Genomic DNA, 19,865 nt, shown 5'->3' with positions numbered 1-19,865 from the left:
CATCTAGAGTTAATCATCCAGCTTCCTATTCGTCTGCTCGTTAGAGGTCGTATTGATGTCAGAGGAACCGCTTGTTCGTGACGCCGAGGTGGCCGCTTTCCGTGCCGCTGTACTCGAAAAACTCACTTATGCGGTGGGTAAAGATCCAGATCACGCGTTTGACCATGACTGGTTCGAAGCAATCGCCCTGGCCGCCCGCGACCATATGGTCGAGCATTGGATGGACCACACCCGACAGATTTACCGTAAAGGCCAGAAACGGGTTTATTACCTGTCTCTCGAGTTCCTGATCGGCCGACTGCTCTACGACAGCCTGAGCAACCTTGGCCTGCTGGACATCGCTCGTGAAGCCATGACTGAGCTGGGCGTGGACATCGAGCGCATTCGCTTGCTCGAACCGGATGCCGCGCTGGGCAACGGCGGTCTCGGTCGTCTGGCTGCCTGCTTCATGGAGAGCATGTCGACCCTCGGTGTCGCGTCCCATGGTTACGGTATTCGTTACGAGCATGGCTTGTTCCGTCAAGCCGTGGTCGATGGCTGGCAACAAGAGCAAACCGAGAACTGGCTGGACTTCGGTAACCCTTGGGAGTTCGAGCGTGCCGAGGTGATTTACCCGATCGGCTTCGGCGGCAGCGTCGAGACGCTGGTCAATGAAGCGGGCGAGCAACGCCAGGTCTGGCGTCCGGCGGAAGTTGTGCGCGCCGTTGCTTACGACACCCCGGTGGTCGGCTGGCGCGGATCGAGCGTCAATACTCTGCGCTTGTGGCGGGCACGGGCGGTCGAGGACCTGCACCTTGAACGCTTCAATGCCGGCGATCACTTTGGTGCGGTAGCCGAAGTCGTTCGCGCAGAAAGTATTTCCCGTGTGCTGTACCCCAACGACAGCACCGAAGCCGGTCAGGAACTGCGCCTGCGCCAGGAATACTTCTTCGTTTCCGCGTCGCTGCAGGATTTGCTGCGACGCCACCTGAACATGCACGAATCCCTGCACTCGCTGGCCGATCACGCCGCGATCCAGATGAACGACACGCACCCTTCGATCGCCGTTGCCGAGTTGATGCGTTTGTTGATCGATACCCACGGCATCCCATGGGATTCGGCCTGGAAGATCACCGTCGACACCCTGGCCTACACCAACCACACCTTGCTTCCCGAGGCGCTGGAAACTTGGTCGGTTGGCCTGATGGAGCGGATGCTGCCGCGGCACATGCAGATCATTTACCTGATCAACGCCCTGCACATCGACGAATTGCGGGCCAAAGGCATTCACGACTTTGAAGTGCTGCGCGCAGTCTCGCTGATCGAAGAGGACAACGGCCGCCGCGTGCGCATGGGTAACCTGGCGTTTCTGGGTTCGCACAGTGTGAATGGCGTGTCGGCGCTGCACACCCAATTGATGCGCAAGACCGTGTTCGCCGAATTGCACAAGCTATATCCCGAGCGGATCAACAACAAAACCAACGGCATCACCTTTAGGCGCTGGCTGCATCAGGCCAACCCGCCATTGACCCGCATGCTGGTCGAGGCCCTGGGTGCAGACGTTCTGGATAATGCTGAATCACGCCTGATCGAGTTAGAGCCGTTCGCCGAGAAGGAAGCGTTCCGCCAACAATTTGCCGCTCAGCGCCTGAAGAGCAAGCAAGCCTTGGCGACCCTCATTCATGAGCGGCTGGGAATCATGGTCGACCCAACGGCGATGTTCGACGTTCAGGTCAAACGCATCCACGAATACAAACGCCAACTGTTGAACCTGTTCCACACCATCGCGCTGTATCAGGCAATGCGGGCCGAACCGGAGATTAACTGGGTGCCGCGGGTGAAAATTTTTGCCGGCAAGGCAGCCGCCAGTTATCACACGGCCAAGTTGATCATCAAACTGACCAATGACATCGCTCGCACCGTAAACAACGACCCCACCGTGCGCGGCTTGCTCAAAGTGGTGTTCATACCCAACTACAACGTCAGCCTGGCAGAAAGTATTATCCCGGCCGCCGACCTCTCGGAGCAGATCTCCACCGCAGGCCTGGAGGCCTCGGGCACCAGCAACATGAAATTCGGCCTCAATGGCGCACTGACCATCGGCACCCTTGATGGTGCCAACGTGGAAATGAGCGAGCGAATCGGACTTGAGCACATGTTCATCTTCGGCCTGACGTCGCAGCAGGTCGAAGCACGAAAACGCGCCGGCGATTACAGTGCCACTGGCGATATCGCGAGTTCACCGCGGCTCAATGATGTGCTGGAAGCGATCCGGGGCGGGGTATTCTCACCGGATGATCCAAACCGCTATGTCGGCCTGATCGATCAATTGATCGCTTACGACCGCTTTTTGGTGTGCGCCGACTTCGAGTCCTATTGGGAGGCTCAAGGCAAGGTCCAGACACTGTGGCACGACCCTAAACAGTGGTGGCGCTCAGCGGTGCTCAATACTTCACGGATGGGCTGGTTCTCGTCGGACCGAACCATTCGCGAATATTCGAACGACATCTGGAAAGCGTTGGAGGAATAAATCTGTGGGTGAACTCACTCGCGAATGGCCTGACACGGATTACCCGGCGTGCCGTCTTCTCGAGTGAATTCATCGCCGACCTCCGCTACAAATCATGTCCCCGACGGCCTGGACCGATATACTCCAGGCAAGCCGCATAAAGGGATGTCAACGCGTGCAATGGATTCTCCTGCTGGTCGGTCTCGTGCTGGGTGGTTACCTGGACGAGTCTTTCGTGGGTGCTGCAATCGGCGCACTCGCCGGGCTTGGTCTTGGACAGGCCATTTGTATGACCCTGCTTGGCCGTCAGCTCGAGGCGGTTCAGCAACGCCTTACCCTCCTCGAATCTGCTCCTGGCAACGCTGAAATCCCGGCGCCTGCGGCTCAGCCACTTGTCAGTGTGCCCCCCGCCCTTGAAGCAGCCACCGAATTGACTTGGGATCTGCCCGTCGACGACGAATGGACCCAGCCAACAGCAACGCCGAACCCGGTTTCTACGCCGGCAACCCCAAACATGATCGAGCGCGCATTAGCCGGCGTACGTAACTGGCTGCTGGGCGGTAATACCGTGCTGCGGGTCGGGGTGCTGCTGCTGTTCCTCGGGCTGGCCTTTTTGCTGCGCTACGCCACTGAAGGTGTGGTCATTCCACTGGAAGCCCGCTACGCCGCCGTTGCCGCCTGCGCCTTGGCATTGCTGGCGCTGGGCTGGTGGCTACGACAGCGCAACCGTAATTACGCATTGGTCCTGCAGGGCGCGGGGGTCGGCGTGCTGTACCTGACGGTATTTGCCGCCATGCGTTTGAATGCGTTGCTCGACCCGAACATGGCGTTCGGCCTGCTGGTGGTGGTGACGGTGTTCTCGGCGATCCTCGCGGTAAAACAGGACGCACTGGGTCTGGCTGCGGCGGCGGCACTCGGAGGATTCGCCGCACCGCTGCTGACGTCTACCGGCGCTGGCAGCCATGTAGCCCTGTTCAGTTACTTCGCACTGCTCAATGCCGGGATTTTTGCCATCGCCTGGTTCAAGGCCTGGCGCCTACTGAACCTGATCGGTTTTGTCGGCACCTTCGGCATCGGTTTCGTCTGGGGCCTGCAGGCATACACGCCCGCATTGTTCTGGAGCACCGAGCCGTTTCTGATCGTGTTTTTCCTGATGTATCTGGCGATTGGTCTGCTGTTCGCTCGACGCAAACTGCAAGAGCTGAGCACCGCGCCCGAAGACGATAGCCGCGAAGCGATATTGCGCTGGTCAGCTCGCCAGGGTGACTACGTCGACGGCAGTATCTTGTTCGGCCCACCGATTGTCGGTTTCGGCCTGCAGTTCGCGCTGGTCCAACACATGGAGTTCGCTCCCGCCTACAGCGCGCTGGTAATGGGAATGCTCTATATAGGCCTGGCGCGCCTGCTGTCCGGCCGGGCGCCGGGACGCGCCTTACTGTTAGTGGAGACCTGCCTGGCACTGGGTGTGGTATTCGCGTCATTGGCGATACCCCTCGGGCTGGATGCACGCTGGACCTCGGCCGCGTGGGCCCTGGAAGGCGCGGCCGTTTTCTGGCTGGGCTTGCGTCAGCAACGAGTGCTGGCACGCGCTTTCGGCCTGCTGTTGCAGCTGGGAGCAGGCCTCGCGCTGTTCGGCGACCTACAGGGCGACCTGTATCGAACCGACACCACTTTACTGGCCCATCGCGATGCCTGGACGCCGATGGTCCTCGCGCTGGCCGCGATGCTCAGCGCGTGGCTCCAGCAACGCCTGAGCCCAGTCAATGCAATCCCCATGAAAACCATGAATCTGCAGCGTCTGAGCGCATTGCTGCTGGCGTGGGGAGTGGGTTGGTGGGCTGTGGCACTGGTCAACGGCGCACAACGATTCGCACCGACCGAATTGCAAATACCCACGTTGCTATGCCTCGCGGCTGTCAGCGTCGCGCTATGGACGGTCCTCGCCCTGCGACTGCACTGGTCGGCACTGGCAGTGCTTTGTACTCTGCTGACCCCGGCCTGCACCTTGCTATTGCTGCTCGCGCTGAACGCCAGCTATCACCCGGCAGCCTACTGGGGTTGGCTGGCGTGGGGCGCGGTGTTCGTCGTACATCTGCTGTCGCTGCGGCACCTGGCGGGCACACTGCCGAGCTGGGTGGTCAGCGCGGCACATGTCTTGGGTTGCTGGCTGATCATCGGCGTGTTGGCGCTGGAGTTGCGCTTCGGCTTGATGACATTGTCCGAACACTACAACGCATGGCGCTGGCTGGGCTGGGCGTTGCTGCCGAGCACCTATTTGCTATTGATGGCTGCGCCCCGCGCACTGCCGTGGCCCATCGAGGCCTATCCCCGTGAATACCGGGTCTGGGCCGCTGCCCCCTTGGCGCTGCTGATGTTGATCTGGTTCTGGCTGGCGAACATCGTCAGCGACGGTGCCGCCGCACCGCTGGCCTATCTGCCACTGCTCAATCCGCTGGAATTGGGCCTGTTGCTCGCATTGGCCGGGGTATTCGTCTGGGCGCGCAGCCGATTGCCTCAACTCGGTATCGCCCATGATCGCGCGCAGCGAGTGGCACAGGTGGTAGCAGGGGCTAGCTTATTCGCCCTGTTCACTGGGATGGTCATGCGCACGGCCCACCATTGGAGTGGCGTGCCCTATCAGTTGGATGAATTGCTGGATTCGATGAGGGTGCAAGCCGGTCTGTCGATTGTCTGGACCTTGATGGCCTTAGCACTGATGGTTGGCGGACACCTGCGCGGCCGACGTGATATCTGGATCGTTGGCGCCACACTGATCGGTGTGGTGGTCGCCAAGCTGTTCTTCGTCGAACTGAGCAACCGCGGTGGACTGGCGCGTATCGTGTCGTTCATCGGGGTTGGCGTGTTGCTATTGGTAGTGGGATATTTCTCTCCCTTGCCGCCCGGACCTTCGTCGCCGATGCCTTTGCCCTCTAAAAAATCTACGCCCGATCCGACTAGGACCATCGTATGAGGAACTCATTCTTGAGCTGTCAGTCAACCTTCATCCGCGCCGTATTTGGCGCGGCGTTATGTGCGGCCCTCTTCGCAACGATGTCCGCCCATGCGCAGGAAAAACCGACTGATTTCGCTAGTCAGGTACCGTTGACCTTGAGCGGTAATGGCCCGTGGTATCGCCTTGAACTACCGCTGGCGGTACAACTGGGTGCGCGTCAGGCCGGTCTGGGTGACGTTCGCGTTTTCAACGCTGAGGGCCAGGCACTGGCGTACTCACTGACCCATAGCGACGTTCAGCGCCGGGAAAACCAGACGCCGATCCCGGTTAAGTGGTTTGCCCTCTATGACGCCGCCGATGCCAGTGATGCAGTGCCTACGATTCGGGTCGAGCGCACCGCCAGCGGCACGCTGGTTGAAGTGCAACCACAAGGCGAAATCGAAGCCGGCGAAGAAGTACTGCGCGGTTGGCTGCTCGACACCAGCGAGATCAAGGCCCCGCTGGAGCAGTTGATTCTTGACTGGAACACCGAACGGGAAGGTTTTCAGCGCTTCAGTATCGAGGCCAGTAACGATCTGCAGCACTGGCAATCCTGGGGCGAGGGCCAGGTTGCACGACTGTCGTTTGCCGATGAAGTGATCGAGCAACGCGAAGTCACTCTACCCGGCCAACCGGCGCGCTACCTGCGTTTGCTGTGGAACACCCCGAACTCCGCACCGACACTGACCTCCGCGCAATTGATCAGCGCCAGCCCCGACCACCTGCCGCAGCCTTTGGTCTGGTCACAACCGCTGGCGGGCAGCACCGTCAAACCGGGCGAATACAGCTGGCAATTGCCCATTGATCTAGCCGTGGAGCGCGTAAAGGTCGACATCAGCCAGGCCAACAGTCTGGCACCGGCCACCCTGTCGGCGCGCCTCGACAGCAACGCCCCGTGGCAAATCGTGGGCGGCGGCTTGTTGTATCGACTGACACAGAATGGTCAGGACGTGCTGCAGGATGAGTTACAGCTGGCTGGCCGTACCGTGCAGCAATTCAAGCTCGATGTGGATGAGCGTGGCGGCGGTCTGGGCACTGCGGCCCCACAACTGCGTTTCGCAGTCCGCGCCACGCAACTGGTGTTCCTGGCCAAAGGTGCAGGGCCGTATACTCTCGCCATTGGTAACACGGCGGCGCGGGCGGCAGACTTGCCGCTGTCCACGCTGATCCCCGATTATCAACCGCAGGTGCTCGCATCACTGGGCATTGCGCAACCGGCGGCCTCACCCGTGGTCATCGCACGCACGCCAACACCGGCCGTGAAAGGCACGGACTGGAAGCGCACCGGTTTATGGGCAGTGTTGTTGCTGGGCGTCGTTTTCCTTGGCTGGATGGCAGTGAGCCTGTTGCGCACGCCCTCGGCAAAATCTTGAGCAGGGTCACCTGCTTGTTGCCGTTTTGAGGCTACTCTCAACCGACATGTGAACTCTATGGGCCAGAACCCGGTCTGACTGGAGTATTACGTGTCCACTCGCGCTAAACTGTGCGGGTTTTTATCCCCCACTTCGGAGCTCTCCATGTCCCGCGTTACCCTAAGTCGCTATTTGATTGAGCAGACCCGCAGCAACAACACTCCTGCCGATCTGCGCTTCCTTATCGAAGTGGTAGCACGCGCATGCAAGGAAATCAGCCACGCCGTCTCCAAAGGCGCGCTGGGCGGTGTGCTCGGCAGCATGAACACTGAAAACGTACAGGGCGAAGTGCAGAAAAAGCTCGACGTGATCTCCAACGACATTCTGCTCGAAGCCAACGAATGGGGCGGTCACCTGGCCGGCATGGCGTCCGAAGAAATGGACAATGCCTACCAGATTCCCGGCAAGTACCCAAAAGGCGCGTACCTGCTGGTATTCGACCCATTGGACGGTTCCTCGAACATTGACGTCAACGTGTCGGTCGGCACCATCTTCTCGGTGCTGCGTTGCCCGAGCGGTCACCTGAGCCAGAACGACAACCTGAGCGAGAAAGCTTTCCTGCAACCGGGCACCCAGCAAGTTGCTGCCGGTTACGCGATCTACGGCCCGCAAACCATGTTGGTCCTGACCCTGGGCGACGGCGTCAAAGGCTTCACCCTCGATCGCGAGCTGGGCAGCTTCGTGCTGACCCACGAAGACATGCGGATCCCTGAGACCACCCAGGAATTTGCCATCAACATGTCCAACGCGCGTCACTGGGAAGCTCCGGTCAAACGCTACGTCGACGAACTGCTGGCTGGCGAAGACGGCCCGCTGAAAAAGAACTACAACATGCGCTGGATCGCAGCCATGGTTGCCGACGTGCATCGCATCCTGACCCGTGGCGGCATGTTCATGTACCCACGTGACAGCCGTGACCCGTCCAAGCCAGGCAAGCTGCGCCTGATGTACGAAGCCAACCCGATGTCGTTCATCGTAGAACAGGCGGGCGGCATGTCCACCGACGGCCATCAGCGCATCCTCGACATCCAGCCTGAAGGCCTGCACCAGCGTGTCGCGGTCTTCCTGGGTTCCAAGGAAGAAGTCGAGCGCGCCACGTCTTATCACAACGTCTAAGCCATGTACGCGCCCTGGCATCCGCTGCTTGAATGGTGGTTCGGTTCAGCCGAATCACCAACCAACGTGGTAAAGGCCAAGGGCCCGCTTTGGTTCGGCAAGAAGAAAAGCCAGGACAGCGATGCGCGCGAACGTTTCGCTGTACAGGTCGAACACGCATTGGCGGGAGGGCTGTCCGAATGGGCCGAATCCCCTCAAGGCTGGCTTGCACTGGTACTGCTCCTCGATCAACTCCCGCGCATGATTTATCGCGATACGCCCAAGGCGTTTGCAGGCGATCAACGCGCCCAGGCATTGGTCGAACACGGCCTGAAACTGGGCCGCGACCAGCATTTGCTGCCGATCCAGCGATCATTCATCTACCTGGTGCTGGAACACAGTGAAGACCTGGAGATGCAGGATCAAGCCGTTGCCCACTTTACCGAACTGTTCCACCAGCAATCGGCCACGGATCATGACGTCTTCGCCGACCAACTTGATTACGCCAAAAAGCATCAAAGGGTCATTGCCCGTTTCTCGCGTTTCCCCCACCGCAATCAAATCCTTGGACGTACATCAACAGCTGAAGAACGGGTGTTTTTGAAAGAGCCTGGGTCGCGATTTTAAGCGAGATATAAATCCCTGCCGCCCACGGGAACCAGATCGCGTATTTCTCTTCTAACCTATTGGCAATTCGCCAGCGTCCTACACGCTGTAGCGCCGCCCCCTACTGTTCAGGAGCTTCACTCATGTCTCTGCGTACCCTCGCGTTGTTGTCGTTTTGTGTGCTGTTGGCTGCGTGCAGTAAAGTCACTCAGGAAAATTATTCGAAAATCTCCTCAGGGATGCCCAAGGCCGAAGTCGAAAAGCTGCTGGGCAGCCCGACTGATTGCTCCGGCGCGCTGGGCATGTCTAGCTGCACATGGGGCGATCAGAAGACCTTTATCAGCGTGCAATACGCAGGCGACAAGGTGCTGATGTTTTCCGGCCAGGGCCTGAAGTAAGCCTGAAAGGAGAGCCTTATGCGTTTATGGATAGGGATGCTGGCGGGTCTATTGCTGGCAGGGTGCGCCAACTCCTCGATCGAGCTGATCGAACCCAAGACGGTCGATCATGTTGACCTCAAGCGTTACCAGGGGACCTGGTATGAGTTGGCGCGGATGCCGATGTTTTTCCAACGCAATTGTGCGCAATCCGAAGCCCATTACATCCTTGAAGACGATGGCAACGTGGGCGTGACCAACCGCTGTCGGACACTTGAGGGTAAGTGGGAAGAAGTGCACGGCACAGCGTCGCCGCAAGTCCCTGATAAAACCGACAAGCTCTGGGTGGAGTTCGATACCTGGTTTTCCCGGTTGCTACCGGGCGTCGCCAAGGGTGGTTACTGGGTGCTGTATGTCAGCGATGACTACAAAACTGCGGTGGTAGGTAACCCGAACCGCAAATACCTGTGGCTACTGTCGCGCAACACGCGGGTGTCCGATGCAACGCGCGAGGAGCTGCTGGCCAAAGCACGTCAGCAGGGTTACGACACCAGTAAGCTGATCTGGCGCGTTGATGATTCGAAAATCGCCAAACCTGTCGGAAAATAGACCGTATGAACCGCTTCGCGGATAAATCAGCTCCCGCAGAAAACTGAGCCGGGGGAGCAGATTTATTCGCGAAGGCGACATGTCAGGCGCATAAGATCCGCCTGACTACCCCAGCAATTCCCGCAATACCTGGGCAAACGCCCTGCTGCTTTCTTCCTCGCCCGCATGACGCCCAGCTCGCACTACCCAGCGACCATTGACCATCACATCGCGGATCTGCCGATCGCCCCCAGCGAACAGCCAACGATTGAGAATCGCGTCGCCACTGGCCGTCGCCAGATAGGGATCGTTGCCATCCAACACCAGCCAGTCCGCGCGCTGCCCCACCTGGAGCGAGCCAATCGCCTGCCCCAAGGCCTGCGCCCCGCCACCAAGCGCCGCATCGTACAAGGTTCGCCCAACCATTGGCTGATCGCTGCGATGCAACCGATTACGTCGCTGATCACGCAGACGCTGGCCATATTCCAGCCAACGCAATTCTTCGACCACGCTCAGTGACACATGGCTGTCCGAACCGATCCCCCAGCGTCCACCCTGCGCGATGAAGTCCACCGCAGGGAAGATTCCGTCGCCAAGATTTGCTTCGGTGGTCAGGCACAAACCGGCCACTGCGCGACTTTCAGCCATCAGTGCAACTTCATCGGGGTCGGCATGGGTGGCATGTACCAGGCACCAACGTGAGTCCACAGCGACATTTTCGTACAGCCATTGCAGCGGACGAAGCCCGCTCCAGCTCAGGCAGTCTTCGACTTCTTTCTGCTGCTCGGCGATATGAATGTGCGCTGGACACTGCTTGTCGCTGGCGGCCAACACGTCACGGATCTGTTGCGGAGTGACGGCGCGCAACGAGTGGAAACACAGACCCAATGCCTGCGCGGGCTGCCGAGCCAGAATCGGGCCCAAGCGCGCCTGTAGATCCAGATAACTGTCGGTGCTGTGGATAAAGCGACGCTGCCCCTCGTCAGGCGCCTGGCCACCGAAACCGGAATGGCTGTACAGCACCGGCAGCAGGGTCAGGCCAATGCCCGCGAAGCTGGCAGCCTGGCTGATTTGCAGGGCCAACTCAGCGGGGTCGGCGTAGGGTTTGCCGGACGTGTCCTGGTGCACGTAATGGAATTCAGCGACCGAGGTAAAACCGCCCTTGAGCATTTCAATGTACAGCTGGCGAGCAATGACGCCGAGCTGTTCCGGGCTGATCTTCCCGACCAGACGGTACATCAGGTCGCGCCAGGTCCAGAAACTGTCGTTCGGGTTACCTGCCACTTCGGCCAAACCGGCCATGGCGCGCTGAAAGGCATGCGAATGCAGATTAGGCATACCCGGCAACAACGGCCCCTTGATAAACTCGGCACCCTGCGCATCGGTATCGACCTGGACACCGGTGAGCAGGCCATCGGCGCTGACGTCGAAACGAACATTGTTGGCCCAACCACTGGGCAATAATGCGCGCTCGGCAAAGAAGGCGGACATGGCTCTACACTCCATCGTGTTTATTTGTATATACATATACAGACGTTTGCCTGCTCGGTAAACTCCAGCAAGCTTGTCGTCGGTCGGATCAATGGTTAGCTTGAGCGCATCTGCGCCATGGACCCACTTCCCGAATCATCACCCATCGAACAAGGATTTCACTGTGCCGACTCCGCCTGCCGTCTCTTCGCTGGCTGCCCAAATGGGCGACAGTCCGGCGCCTCTGTACGCCCGCGTCAAGCATATGATCGCCCAGCAGATCCAGAACGGAACCTGGGCGCCACATCATCGCGTGCCGTCAGAAAGCGAACTGGTGACCCAGCTGGGCTTCAGCCGCATGACCATCAACCGGGCCTTGCGCGAACTGACCGCCGAAGGGTTATTGGTGCGCATGCAGGGCGTGGGCACTTTCGTCGCCGAGCCCAAGAGCCAGTCGGCGCTGTTCGAAGTGCACAACATTGCCGATGAGATCGCCTCGCGAGGCCATCGTCACACCTGCAAGGTCATCATCCTCAATGAAGAGGCCGCAGGCTCCGAGCGCGCCCTGGCACTGGACATGCGTGAAGGTCAGCGGGTGTTTCATTCGCTGATCGTGCACTTCGAAAACGATATTCCCGTGCAAATCGAAGACCGCTTCGTCAACGCTCTGGTCGCGCCCGACTACCTCAAGCAGGACTTCACCCTGCAAACGCCCTACGCCTACCTGTCGCAAGTCGCACCGCTGACCGAGGGCGAGCACGTGGTCGAAGCGATTCTGGCCGAACCGCTGGAATGCAAACTGCTGCAAATAGAACCTGGCGAGCCCTGCCTGCTGATTCGCCGCCGGACCTGGTCCGGGCGCCAGCCAGTGACAGCCGCGCGCCTTATCCACCCAGGCTCCAGGCATCGACTGGAAGGACGTTTCAGCAAATGAGTCAGCTCACTGTTTTGCGCGCAGCCAGCTACCCGCGCATGCCGTGGAAAAATGGCGGGGGCAGTACGGAGGAAATCACTCGCGATGCGGGTGTTGGCCTCGACGGCTTCGGCTGGCGCCTGTCGATTGCCGACATCGCCGAGTCGGGCGGTTTCTCCACCTTCGCCGGCTATCAGCGAATCATTACCGTGCTCCAAGGCGCGGGCATGACTCTGCACGTGGACGGTCAAACGACTCGGCCCCTGCTGCCATTGGACCCCTTCGCTTTCAGCGGCGAAAGCCAGGTGGCCTGCACGCTGCTCGGTGGCGCCATTCGTGATTTCAACCTGATCTATGCGCCGGATCGTTACACCGCTCGCTTGCAATGGATCGACAGCAAGCAGCGGTTTTTTACCTCGGCAGGCACCGTGCTGGTCTTCAGCGTGGCTGAGGGCTTGAGGGTCAGCGTAGGGACCACCACCGAAACGCTCGGCAAACATGACTGCCTGCAACTGAACGGTAACCGTGAACTGCTGGAAATCTCCGTCAGCGGTTCGTGCTGTTTGATTGAACTGACTGCGATCTGATTCGAAACGGCGTTGCCTTCTTCACGAAAGGGCCGACGCGACTCATGTCGCCCTCCCCCTAGCAGCCGAATCGGCTGTAGCGCCGCCTTTTTCGGCCATCCCCGCTGGGCAACCCAGCCAGGTCAGCAAGAATTACAACGATGTCGGGCACAAGATGGACGCATAACCAACCCTTGGATGCGCGCTCCATGCAAACCACCAACAGCGTCTTGATGATCCGCCCGGCGCGGTTCGCCTTCAACCCGGACACCGCCATCAACAACCGCTTTCAGCGGGCGCCGCGCGACCCTGAACAGGCACAGCATAAAGCGCTGGAAGAGTTCGACGGTTATGTCGAGACCTTGCGTCAATACGGTGTCGACGTGCTGGTGGTGCAAGACACGCCAGCGCCGCATACCCCGGATTCGATCTTCCCGAACAACTGGTGGAGTAGCCATGCCGACGGCAGTCTCGTGCTCTACCCCATGGAAGGCCAGAATCGACGTCTGGAGCGGCAAAAAGGGGTATTGAAAGCACTCGACCAGCATTACGCCATTCGCGAAACCATCGACTTCAGCCCGCTGGAGCAGCAGAACATTTTCCTTGAGGGCACCGGCAGCATGGTGCTTGATCGCGAACATCGAATTAGCTATGCCTGCCATTCTGGACGAACACACGCGGATGCCCTGCGCCAATTTGCCGAGCGCCTGAACTACACGTTGTGCCTGTTCCATGCCGTCGACCGCCATCAATCACCTATCTATCACAGCAACGTGATGATGAGTGTCGGCCGCCACCTTTCGGTGGTCTGCCTGCAAGCACTGCCCAACCTCAAAGAACGCACAGCGCTGCAAAACTCCCTGCATGACACCGGCAAAGAGATCCTCACGTTGAACTGGGATCAGTTGGAGTCCTTCGCCGGCAACATGCTTGAACTGCACGACAAGAACGGTCAAGCGTTGCTGGTAATGTCCCGCAGTGCCTGGCGATCGCTCGAACCCGCCCAGCAACAGCACATCGAACGACACACCCAGCCAGTGGTGGTGAACATCGACCATATCGAAAGCATTGGTGGCGGCAGCGCTCGCTGCATGCTCGCCGAAATTCATCTGCCTACACTGATAGCCCAAAAAAACGCGCCTGATCCTTGCCCTCCTACCACACAGCGGCGTGTAGGCGAGGTCCTCAGGTCATACAGACGCTGGCTGAGGAAGGTCGTACCATAGTGATGGTCACCCGAACAGCGAACGACTTACGCAGTTTCTGTCCAGCCGATTGAAGTGAAAAAACCAATGGTTACGAAGGATAACGAACCTCCTGGCACAGCCCCCCTGGATCGCATCGATGAAGCCATTCTCGACGTCTTGCGGCATAACGGACGGATCACCTACGAGAAGCTTTCATCGCTGGTTCATCTGACCCCCAGGCCTTGTCTGGAACGGGTACGCAAGCTTGAAAGGCGCGGTGTGATTCGTGGCTATAGCGCCATCATCGATGTCAAAGCCGTTTCGCCGGGCCTGTCACTGCTGGTGCTGGTTGCCCTGTCCAATCAGAGCGGGCGGGCCGCCCAGAAAGCCTTCGAAGCGTGCGTCAAAGCATGCTCGCATGTGTTCGAATGCCAACTCATCAGCGGTCCGTTCGACTACAGCTTGCGCATGCGCTGCAGAGACATGGAGCACTACCGGGTACTCACCGAAACCTGGCTGAACAACGACGAACTGCACATCGACAAACTGGTCGCCCACCCAGAGCTGGCTGACGTGAAAAACACCGCCAGTCACTACGATTAGTCATCGCCGCTGCGTTGCAATGGAGGACACAAGGTCCTCCATTGCAACGCAGCGGCGAGAACACGGTGCAAACGCTACGACTGACCTGTAGAGCCCCTCTCTCCAAACCGTTTCTCCTCGCGCACCCTCCTCTCGCAAACTGTTACCAAACGCCCCAATACCGCGCAAAACTACCTTGTCACAACAGGCCCACGTCCTGACCAAAAAAATCTCATCTTTTTTGGTATCCGCCCAGCCCTTCTATTTCGAGGCTCACAGCGGGTTTAAAGATTTATTGCCGACCCGCAAAGCGAGTTGGTCTTCCGATTGCATATGCTTGTATGTACAAGTAAAGATGTGTGCGTAAGAGAGAGCCGGTAACCACCCCAACCCCGATGCACATGCCTTGCCCCATTTACTTGCTAAACCTGTTTCGTCTGTTTCGAGATGCTCGACACAGGCCGGCTTGCCCACTGCCTGGGCTGGTTTGGATTGATCGCTGAGGAGTTTTTTCGTGACTGAGAATACCCAACACTGGACCCCGGAAACCTGGACCAAGCACCGTGACGTCGAAGTCCGCGCTGCCCGTGGCACCAAACTGACGGCTAAAAGCTGGATGACCGAAGCACCGCTGCGGATGTTGATGAACAACCTCGACCCCGAAGTCGCCGAAAACCCGAAAGAACTGGTGGTTTACGGTGGCATCGGTCGCGCCGCGCGCAACTGGGAGTGCTACGACAAGATCGTCGAAAGCCTGACCAACCTGAATGACGACGAAACCCTGCTGATTCAATCCGGCAAACCGGTCGGCGTGTTCAAGACCCACAGCAACGCCCCACGCGTCCTGATCGCCAACTCCAACCTGGTGCCGCACTGGGCCAGCTGGGAACACTTCAATGAACTGGATGCCAAGGGCCTGGCCATGTACGGCCAGATGACCGCCGGCAGCTGGATCTACATCGGCAGCCAAGGCATCGTTCAAGGCACCTATGAAACCTTCGTCGAAGCCGGTCGCCAGCACTACAACGACAACCTGACAGGTCGCTGGGTACTGACTGCAGGGCTGGGCGGCATGGGTGGCGCTCAACCACTGGCAGCGACGCTGGCTGGTGCCTGCTCGCTGAACATCGAATGCCAGCAGATCAGCATCGATTTTCGCCTCAAAACCCGCTACGTCGACGAGCAGGCTACTGACCTCGACGACGCACTGGCACGCATCGCCAAATACACCGCCGAAGGCAAGGCGATCTCCATCGCCCTGTGCGGTAACGCCGCTGAAATCCTCCCGGAAATGGTCCGTCGCGGTGTGCGTCCCGACATGGTCACTGACCAGACCAGCGCCCACGATCCACTCAACGGCTACCTTCCAATAGGCTGGACCTGGGACGAATACCGCGCTCGCGCCAAGACCGAGCCAGCGGCCGTCGTGAAGGCTGCCAAGCAATCCATGGCCGTTCACGTCAACGCCATGCTGGACTTCCAGAAAATGGGCGTGCCGACCTTCGATTACGGCAACAACATCCGTCAGATGGCTCAAGAAGAAGGCGTAGAAAACGCATTCGACTTCCCAGGTTTCGTACCGGCCTATATCCGTCCGCTGTTCTGCCGTGGCATCGGTCCGTTCCGTTGGGCTGCGCTGTCGGGCGATCCGCAAGACATCTACAAGACTGACGCCAAGGTCAAGGAACTGATCCCGGACGATGCCCACCTGCACAACTGGCTGGAAATGGCCCGTGAGCGCATCGCCTTCCAGGGTCTGCCGGCACGTATCTGCTGGGTCGGGCTGGGCCAGCGCGCCAAGCTTGGTCTGGCGTTCAACGAAATGGTCCGCAGCGGCGAGCTATCGGCACCGATCGTTATTGGCCGTGACCACCTGGACTCAGGCTCGGTCGCCAGCCCGAACCGTGAAACCGAATCCATGCAGGATGGCTCCGATGCCGTGTCTGACTGGCCATTGCTCAATGCCTTGCTCAACACCGCCAGCGGCGCGACCTGGGTGTCCTTGCACCACGGCGGCGGCGTCGGCATGGGCTTCTCTCAGCATTCGGGCATGGTGATTGTTTGCGACGGCACCGATGAAGCAGCCGAACGCATCGCCCGCGTACTGCACAACGACCCGGCCACCGGCGTCATGCGCCACGCGGATGCGGGCTATCAGATCGCTATCGACTGTGCCAAAGAACAGGGCCTGAACCTGCCAATGGTTAACCGCTGATCGCATAAACCTGTGGGGGCAGGCGTGCAACTAAGCGTCCAGCTGCGAAGGCGTCTGGCCTGATACACCGAGCCGCCCCATTCGCAGGCAAGCCGGCTCCTACAGAGTTCTTCGCATTCCCCCATAGAAGGTGGTCGCATGGCTGTTCCAAATGATCGTGTTGCAAACAAATCAATGATCGAAAGGCGTTCGATCGATTACATCCCCGACGGGGAAAGACATGGTCGTCTGTTCAGTCAATTTACGCTGTGGTTGGGTGCCAACCTGCAAATCACTGCGATTGTCACCGGGGCATTGGCCGTGGTGCTGGGCGGTGATGTGTTCTGGTCGTTGATTGGCTTGCTGGTCGGGCAACTGCTGGGCGGCGGGGTTATGGCGTTGCACGCGGCGCAAGGTCCGAAACTGGGCTTGCCACAAATGATCTCCAGCCGCGTGCAGTTCGGCGTATATGGCGCGGTGATCCCGCTGGTGTTGGTGTGCCTGATGTACATCGGTTTCTCGGCCAGTGGTTCGTTACTGGCGGGACAGGCGCTGGCGCAGTTGCTTCATGTGCAGGACTGGCAAGGCATCGTTATCTTCGCGGGGTTGATCGTGGTGGCGACCATCTTCGGTTACCGGGCCATTCACGCGATTGGCCGCGTGGCGAGCGTGATTGGGGTGATCGCGTTCATCTACCTGTTTGGCGCCTTGCTGGAAGGCAATGATGTTGGCGCGCTGCTGGGCAACAAGCACTTCTCATTGAGCAGCTTTCTGTTGGCGATTTCGCTGTCGGCCTCCTGGCAGATCGCGTTCGGCCCGTACGTGGCGGACTACTCAAGGTACTTGCCGCGCAGCATATCGGCAGTTAAAACGTTCTGGGCAGTCGGCCTGGGTTCGATCATTGGTGCACAAGCATCGATGGTGTTCGGTGTGTTCGCAGCCGCATTGGCGGGTAAGCAATTCGCCCACCACGAGGTGTCGTTCATCGTCAGCCTCGGCGGCACTGGCGTTGTCGCAGCCCTGCTGTATTTTAGCGTGGCATTCGGCAAAGTCACCATCACGACCCTCAACGCCTACGGCAGCTTCATGTCGATCGCAACCATCGTCAGTGGCTTTCGTGGCAACCGGCATATCTCCAGTGGTCTGCGACTGACGTACATCTTCGCCATGGTCGGCGTAGCAACGTTGCTGGCCTTGCTGGGCAAGGACTCGTTCCTCAAGGACTTTTCGGCGTTTATCCTGTTCCTGCTGGCGTTTTTCACGCCATGGAGCGCGATCAACCTGGTGGACTTCTACTGCGTTACCAAAGAGCGCTACGACATCCCGGCGCTGTCGAACCCGGATGGCCGCTATGGTCGCTGGAACTGGATCGGTATCAGCGTCTATGTCTTGGGCGTATTGATTCAAATGCCGTTCATTTCCACCCACTTCTACACCGGCCCCTTGGTCGAGCCCCTGGGCGATACCGATATATCCTGGATCATTGGTCTGGTGGTGCCTGCCGTCGCGTACTACCTGATCGCCAAAAAATGGCACAGCGCAATTCCAGATCGCCTGATTTTGCCGGTAGACAACGACACGACCGAAGGAATGCCATCGGATTTGCGATCCCAGGCCGCACTGAACTGACGGTCGCCAATGCACTCGTTAGTGGGAGAGACCGTGAAAACTGAAGCGCGGCGATCCTCAAGAACAATGAATACCTACAGCCGATGTTCGCGAACTTATTGTGAACACCGCCTTTCCAAGATAGCCGATGCAAACGCCCACAAGGCCCAGCCGACAAGCGTTGGCTTCAAGCAGCCGGCATTAATCAACACCCACAAGGGAGTATGAATGTGACTGAGTTAAACCTGACCCCCGGCCAACTGTCCCTGGCGCAATTGCGAGTGATTTACCACCACCCGGTAACCCTTCGCCTGCATGAAAGTGCCTCGCAACAAATTGAAAACAGCGTGGCCTGCGTCGAGCAGATTCTCGCCGAGAACCGTACCGCCTACGGTATCAACACGGGGTTCGGTCTTTTGGCATCGACGCGCATTGCCAGCGAAGACTTGGAAAACCTCCAGCGCTCGCTGGTGCTGTCCCACGCAGCCGGGATCGGTCAGCCGATCAGCGATGAACTGGTGCGCCTGATCATGGTGCTCAAGGTCAACAGCCTGAGCCGTGGTTTTTCGGGTATTCGCCGTCAGGTGATCGACGCCTTGATCGCGCTGATCAATGCCGAGGTTTACCCTCACATTCCGCTCAAAGGCTCGGTCGGCGCGTCCGGTGACCTCGCGCCATTGGCGCACATGTCCCTGGTATTGCTCGGCGAAGGCAAAGCCCGTCACAAAGGCGAATGGCTGCAAGCGACTGACGCCCTGGCCATTGCTGGTCTGAAACCCCTGACCCTGGCGGCCAAGGAAGGCCTGGCGCTGCTCAACGGCACTCAGGTCTCCACTGCGTTTGCCCTGCGCGGCCTGTTCGAAGGCGAAGACCTGTTCGCCGCCGCGCTGTCCTGTGGCTCGCTGACGGTCGAAGCCGTGCTGGGTTCGCGCGCACCGTTCGATGCCCGGATTCATACCGCTCGCGGTCAACGCGGACAAATCGACGCCGCTGCCTGCTACCGCGACCTGTTGGGTGAAAGCAGCCAGATCTCTAACTCCCACATCGACTGCGACAAGGTTCAAGACCCGTACTCGCTGCGCTGCCAGCCACAAGTCATGGGCGCATGCCTGACCCAGCTGCGTCAGGCCGCTGAAGTGCTGGCCGTCGAATCCAATGCCGTTTCCGACAACCCGCTGGTGTTCGCCGCTGAAGGCGAAGTGATCTCGGGCGGTAACTTCCACGCTGAACCGGTCGCCATGGCGGCGGATAACCTGGCCCTCGCCCTGGCGGAAATCGGTGCCCTCAGCGAGCGTCGCATCTCGTTGATGATGGACAAGCACATGTCGCAATTGCCACCGTTCCTGGTGGCCAATGGCGGCGTGAACTCCGGTTTCATGATCGCGCAAGTGACTGCAGCCGCGTTGGCCAGCGAGAACAAGGCGTTGGCCCACCCGCACAGCGTCGACAGCATCCCGACCTCTGCCAACCAGGAAGACCATGTGTCCATGGCTCCTGCTGCCGGCAAGCGTCTGTGGGAAATGGCTGAGAACGTTCGGGGCATTCTCGCCGTAGAATGGCTAGCGGCCTGTCAGGGTCTGGATTTCCGCGATGGCTTGAAAACCTCGCCAAAACTCGAACAAGCCCGCGCCGCTCTGCGCAGCAAAGTGCCGTTCTACGATAAGGACCGCTTCTTCGCACCGGACATCGAAGCCGCCTGCCAATTGCTGGCATCCAACTGCTTGAACACGCTGGTGCCCGCCAATCTGTTGCCAAGCCTGTAAATCACTGCCGAACCTGGACCGGTT

The 19,865-nt window shown here is 59.3% G+C and carries 14 protein-coding genes and 1 pseudogene; 14 read left to right on the top strand and 1 reads right to left on the bottom strand.

Annotation, left to right across the window (positions count from 1 at the left end; all coding sequences use genetic code 11):
• The first annotated feature begins 55 nt into the window (after positions 1-55).
• The 7 genes from RHM55_RS16715 (at position 56) to RHM55_RS16685 (ending at position 9,579) form a co-directional block, all read left to right on the top strand.
• Positions 56-2,509, top strand: coding sequence for a glycogen/starch/alpha-glucan phosphorylase (locus tag RHM55_RS16715; RefSeq protein WP_322177425.1), 2,454 nt, complete (start codon positions 56-58; stop codon positions 2,507-2,509).
• A gap of 154 nt (positions 2,510-2,663) precedes the next feature.
• Entirely contained in the window at positions 2,664-5,459 is a 2,796-nt protein-coding gene (locus tag RHM55_RS16710) for a DUF2339 domain-containing protein (protein WP_322177424.1), read from the top strand.
• An 80-nt stretch (positions 5,460-5,539) separates the two neighbouring features.
• A complete protein-coding gene (locus tag RHM55_RS16705) occupies positions 5,540-6,853 on the top strand; it encodes a DUF3999 domain-containing protein (RefSeq protein WP_322182990.1) in 1,314 nt (437 codons plus the stop codon).
• Positions 6,854-6,997: 144 nt separating this feature from the next.
• Entirely contained in the window at positions 6,998-8,008 is a 1,011-nt protein-coding gene (locus tag RHM55_RS16700; RefSeq protein WP_322177423.1) for a class 1 fructose-bisphosphatase, read from the top strand.
• A gap of 3 nt (positions 8,009-8,011) precedes the next feature.
• Positions 8,012-8,614, top strand: coding sequence for a DUF924 family protein (locus RHM55_RS16695; RefSeq protein WP_322177422.1), 603 nt, complete (start codon positions 8,012-8,014; stop codon positions 8,612-8,614).
• A 122-nt stretch (positions 8,615-8,736) separates the two neighbouring features.
• The gene (locus RHM55_RS16690) at positions 8,737-8,991 is read left to right on the top strand and encodes a hypothetical protein (RefSeq protein WP_322177421.1); all 255 of its coding nucleotides are present in this window, start codon (positions 8,737-8,739) and stop codon (positions 8,989-8,991) included.
• 18 nt (positions 8,992-9,009) lie between these two features.
• The gene (locus tag RHM55_RS16685; RefSeq protein WP_322177420.1) at positions 9,010-9,579 is read left to right on the top strand and encodes a lipocalin family protein; all 570 of its coding nucleotides are present in this window, start codon (positions 9,010-9,012) and stop codon (positions 9,577-9,579) included.
• Positions 9,580-9,684: 105 nt separating this feature from the next.
• On the opposite strand, the gene RHM55_RS16680 is transcribed toward RHM55_RS16685, so the two are convergent.
• A complete protein-coding gene (locus tag RHM55_RS16680) occupies positions 9,685-11,049 on the bottom strand; it encodes a formimidoylglutamate deiminase (protein ID WP_322177419.1) in 1,365 nt (454 codons plus the stop codon).
• A 202-nt stretch (positions 11,050-11,251) separates the two neighbouring features.
• On the opposite strand from RHM55_RS16680, the gene hutC reads away from it, so the two are divergent.
• The 7 genes and pseudogenes from hutC (at position 11,252) to hutH (ending at position 19,841) form a co-directional block, all read left to right on the top strand.
• Complete coding sequence (gene hutC / locus RHM55_RS16675; protein ID WP_322182988.1) at positions 11,252-11,962, top strand: histidine utilization repressor; 711 nt, start codon at positions 11,252-11,254, stop codon at positions 11,960-11,962.
• A complete protein-coding gene (locus RHM55_RS16670; RefSeq protein ID WP_322177418.1) occupies positions 11,959-12,528 on the top strand; it encodes a HutD family protein in 570 nt (189 codons plus the stop codon). Before hutC ends, RHM55_RS16670 begins: the two co-directional genes overlap by 4 nt.
• 188 nt (positions 12,529-12,716) lie before the next feature.
• Positions 12,717-13,622 (top strand): annotated as a pseudogene (gene ctlX / locus RHM55_RS16665) (citrulline utilization hydrolase CtlX); the annotation flags it as partial.
• Positions 13,623-13,799: 177 nt separating this feature from the next.
• Positions 13,800-14,297, top strand: coding sequence for an Lrp/AsnC family transcriptional regulator (locus RHM55_RS16660; RefSeq protein ID WP_322177417.1), 498 nt, complete (start codon positions 13,800-13,802; stop codon positions 14,295-14,297).
• A gap of 493 nt (positions 14,298-14,790) precedes the next feature.
• Complete coding sequence (gene hutU / locus RHM55_RS16655) at positions 14,791-16,491, top strand: urocanate hydratase (RefSeq protein ID WP_322177416.1); 1,701 nt, start codon at positions 14,791-14,793, stop codon at positions 16,489-16,491.
• A 138-nt stretch (positions 16,492-16,629) separates the two neighbouring features.
• Entirely contained in the window at positions 16,630-18,099 is a 1,470-nt protein-coding gene (locus tag RHM55_RS16650; RefSeq protein WP_322177415.1) for a cytosine permease, read from the top strand.
• 203 nt (positions 18,100-18,302) lie between these two features.
• Positions 18,303-19,841 carry a histidine ammonia-lyase gene (gene hutH / locus RHM55_RS16645; protein ID WP_322177414.1) on the top strand — a complete coding sequence of 513 codons (1,539 nt, stop codon included), beginning with the start codon at positions 18,303-18,305 and terminating at the stop codon, positions 19,839-19,841.
• Positions 19,842-19,865: the final 24 nt, after the last annotated feature.

This window comes from Pseudomonas sp. MH9.2 (assembly GCF_034353875.1).
Lineage (GTDB): Bacteria > Pseudomonadota > Gammaproteobacteria > Pseudomonadales > Pseudomonadaceae > Aquipseudomonas.
Note: the sequence above shows the minus strand (reverse complement) of the source record. Positions and strands in the feature narration are given on the sequence as shown.

What these genes read in the sequence shown, in the direction of transcription:
- RHM55_RS16685 (WP_322177420.1), top strand. Translation starts at nt 9,010, where the DNA reads ATGCGTTTATGGATAGGGATGCTGGCGGGTCTATTGCTGGCAGGGTGC.
- RHM55_RS16680 (WP_322177419.1), bottom strand. Translation starts at nt 11,049, where the DNA reads ATGTCCGCCTTCTTTGCCGAGCGCGCATTATTGCCCAGTGGTTGGGCC.
- RHM55_RS16690 (WP_322177421.1), top strand. Translation starts at nt 8,737, where the DNA reads ATGTCTCTGCGTACCCTCGCGTTGTTGTCGTTTTGTGTGCTGTTGGCT.
- RHM55_RS16705 (WP_322182990.1), top strand. Translation starts at nt 5,540, where the DNA reads ATGTCCGCCCATGCGCAGGAAAAACCGACTGATTTCGCTAGTCAGGTA.
- RHM55_RS16695 (WP_322177422.1), top strand. Translation starts at nt 8,012, where the DNA reads ATGTACGCGCCCTGGCATCCGCTGCTTGAATGGTGGTTCGGTTCAGCC.
- hutH (WP_322177414.1), top strand. Translation starts at nt 18,303, where the DNA reads ATGAATGTGACTGAGTTAAACCTGACCCCCGGCCAACTGTCCCTGGCG.
- RHM55_RS16650 (WP_322177415.1), top strand. Translation starts at nt 16,630, where the DNA reads ATGGCTGTTCCAAATGATCGTGTTGCAAACAAATCAATGATCGAAAGG.
- RHM55_RS16660 (WP_322177417.1), top strand. Translation starts at nt 13,800, where the DNA reads ATGGTTACGAAGGATAACGAACCTCCTGGCACAGCCCCCCTGGATCGC.
- hutC (WP_322182988.1), top strand. Translation starts at nt 11,252, where the DNA reads ATGGGCGACAGTCCGGCGCCTCTGTACGCCCGCGTCAAGCATATGATC.
- RHM55_RS16715 (WP_322177425.1), top strand. Translation starts at nt 56, where the DNA reads ATGTCAGAGGAACCGCTTGTTCGTGACGCCGAGGTGGCCGCTTTCCGT.
- RHM55_RS16670 (WP_322177418.1), top strand. Translation starts at nt 11,959, where the DNA reads ATGAGTCAGCTCACTGTTTTGCGCGCAGCCAGCTACCCGCGCATGCCG.
- RHM55_RS16700 (WP_322177423.1), top strand. Translation starts at nt 6,998, where the DNA reads ATGTCCCGCGTTACCCTAAGTCGCTATTTGATTGAGCAGACCCGCAGC.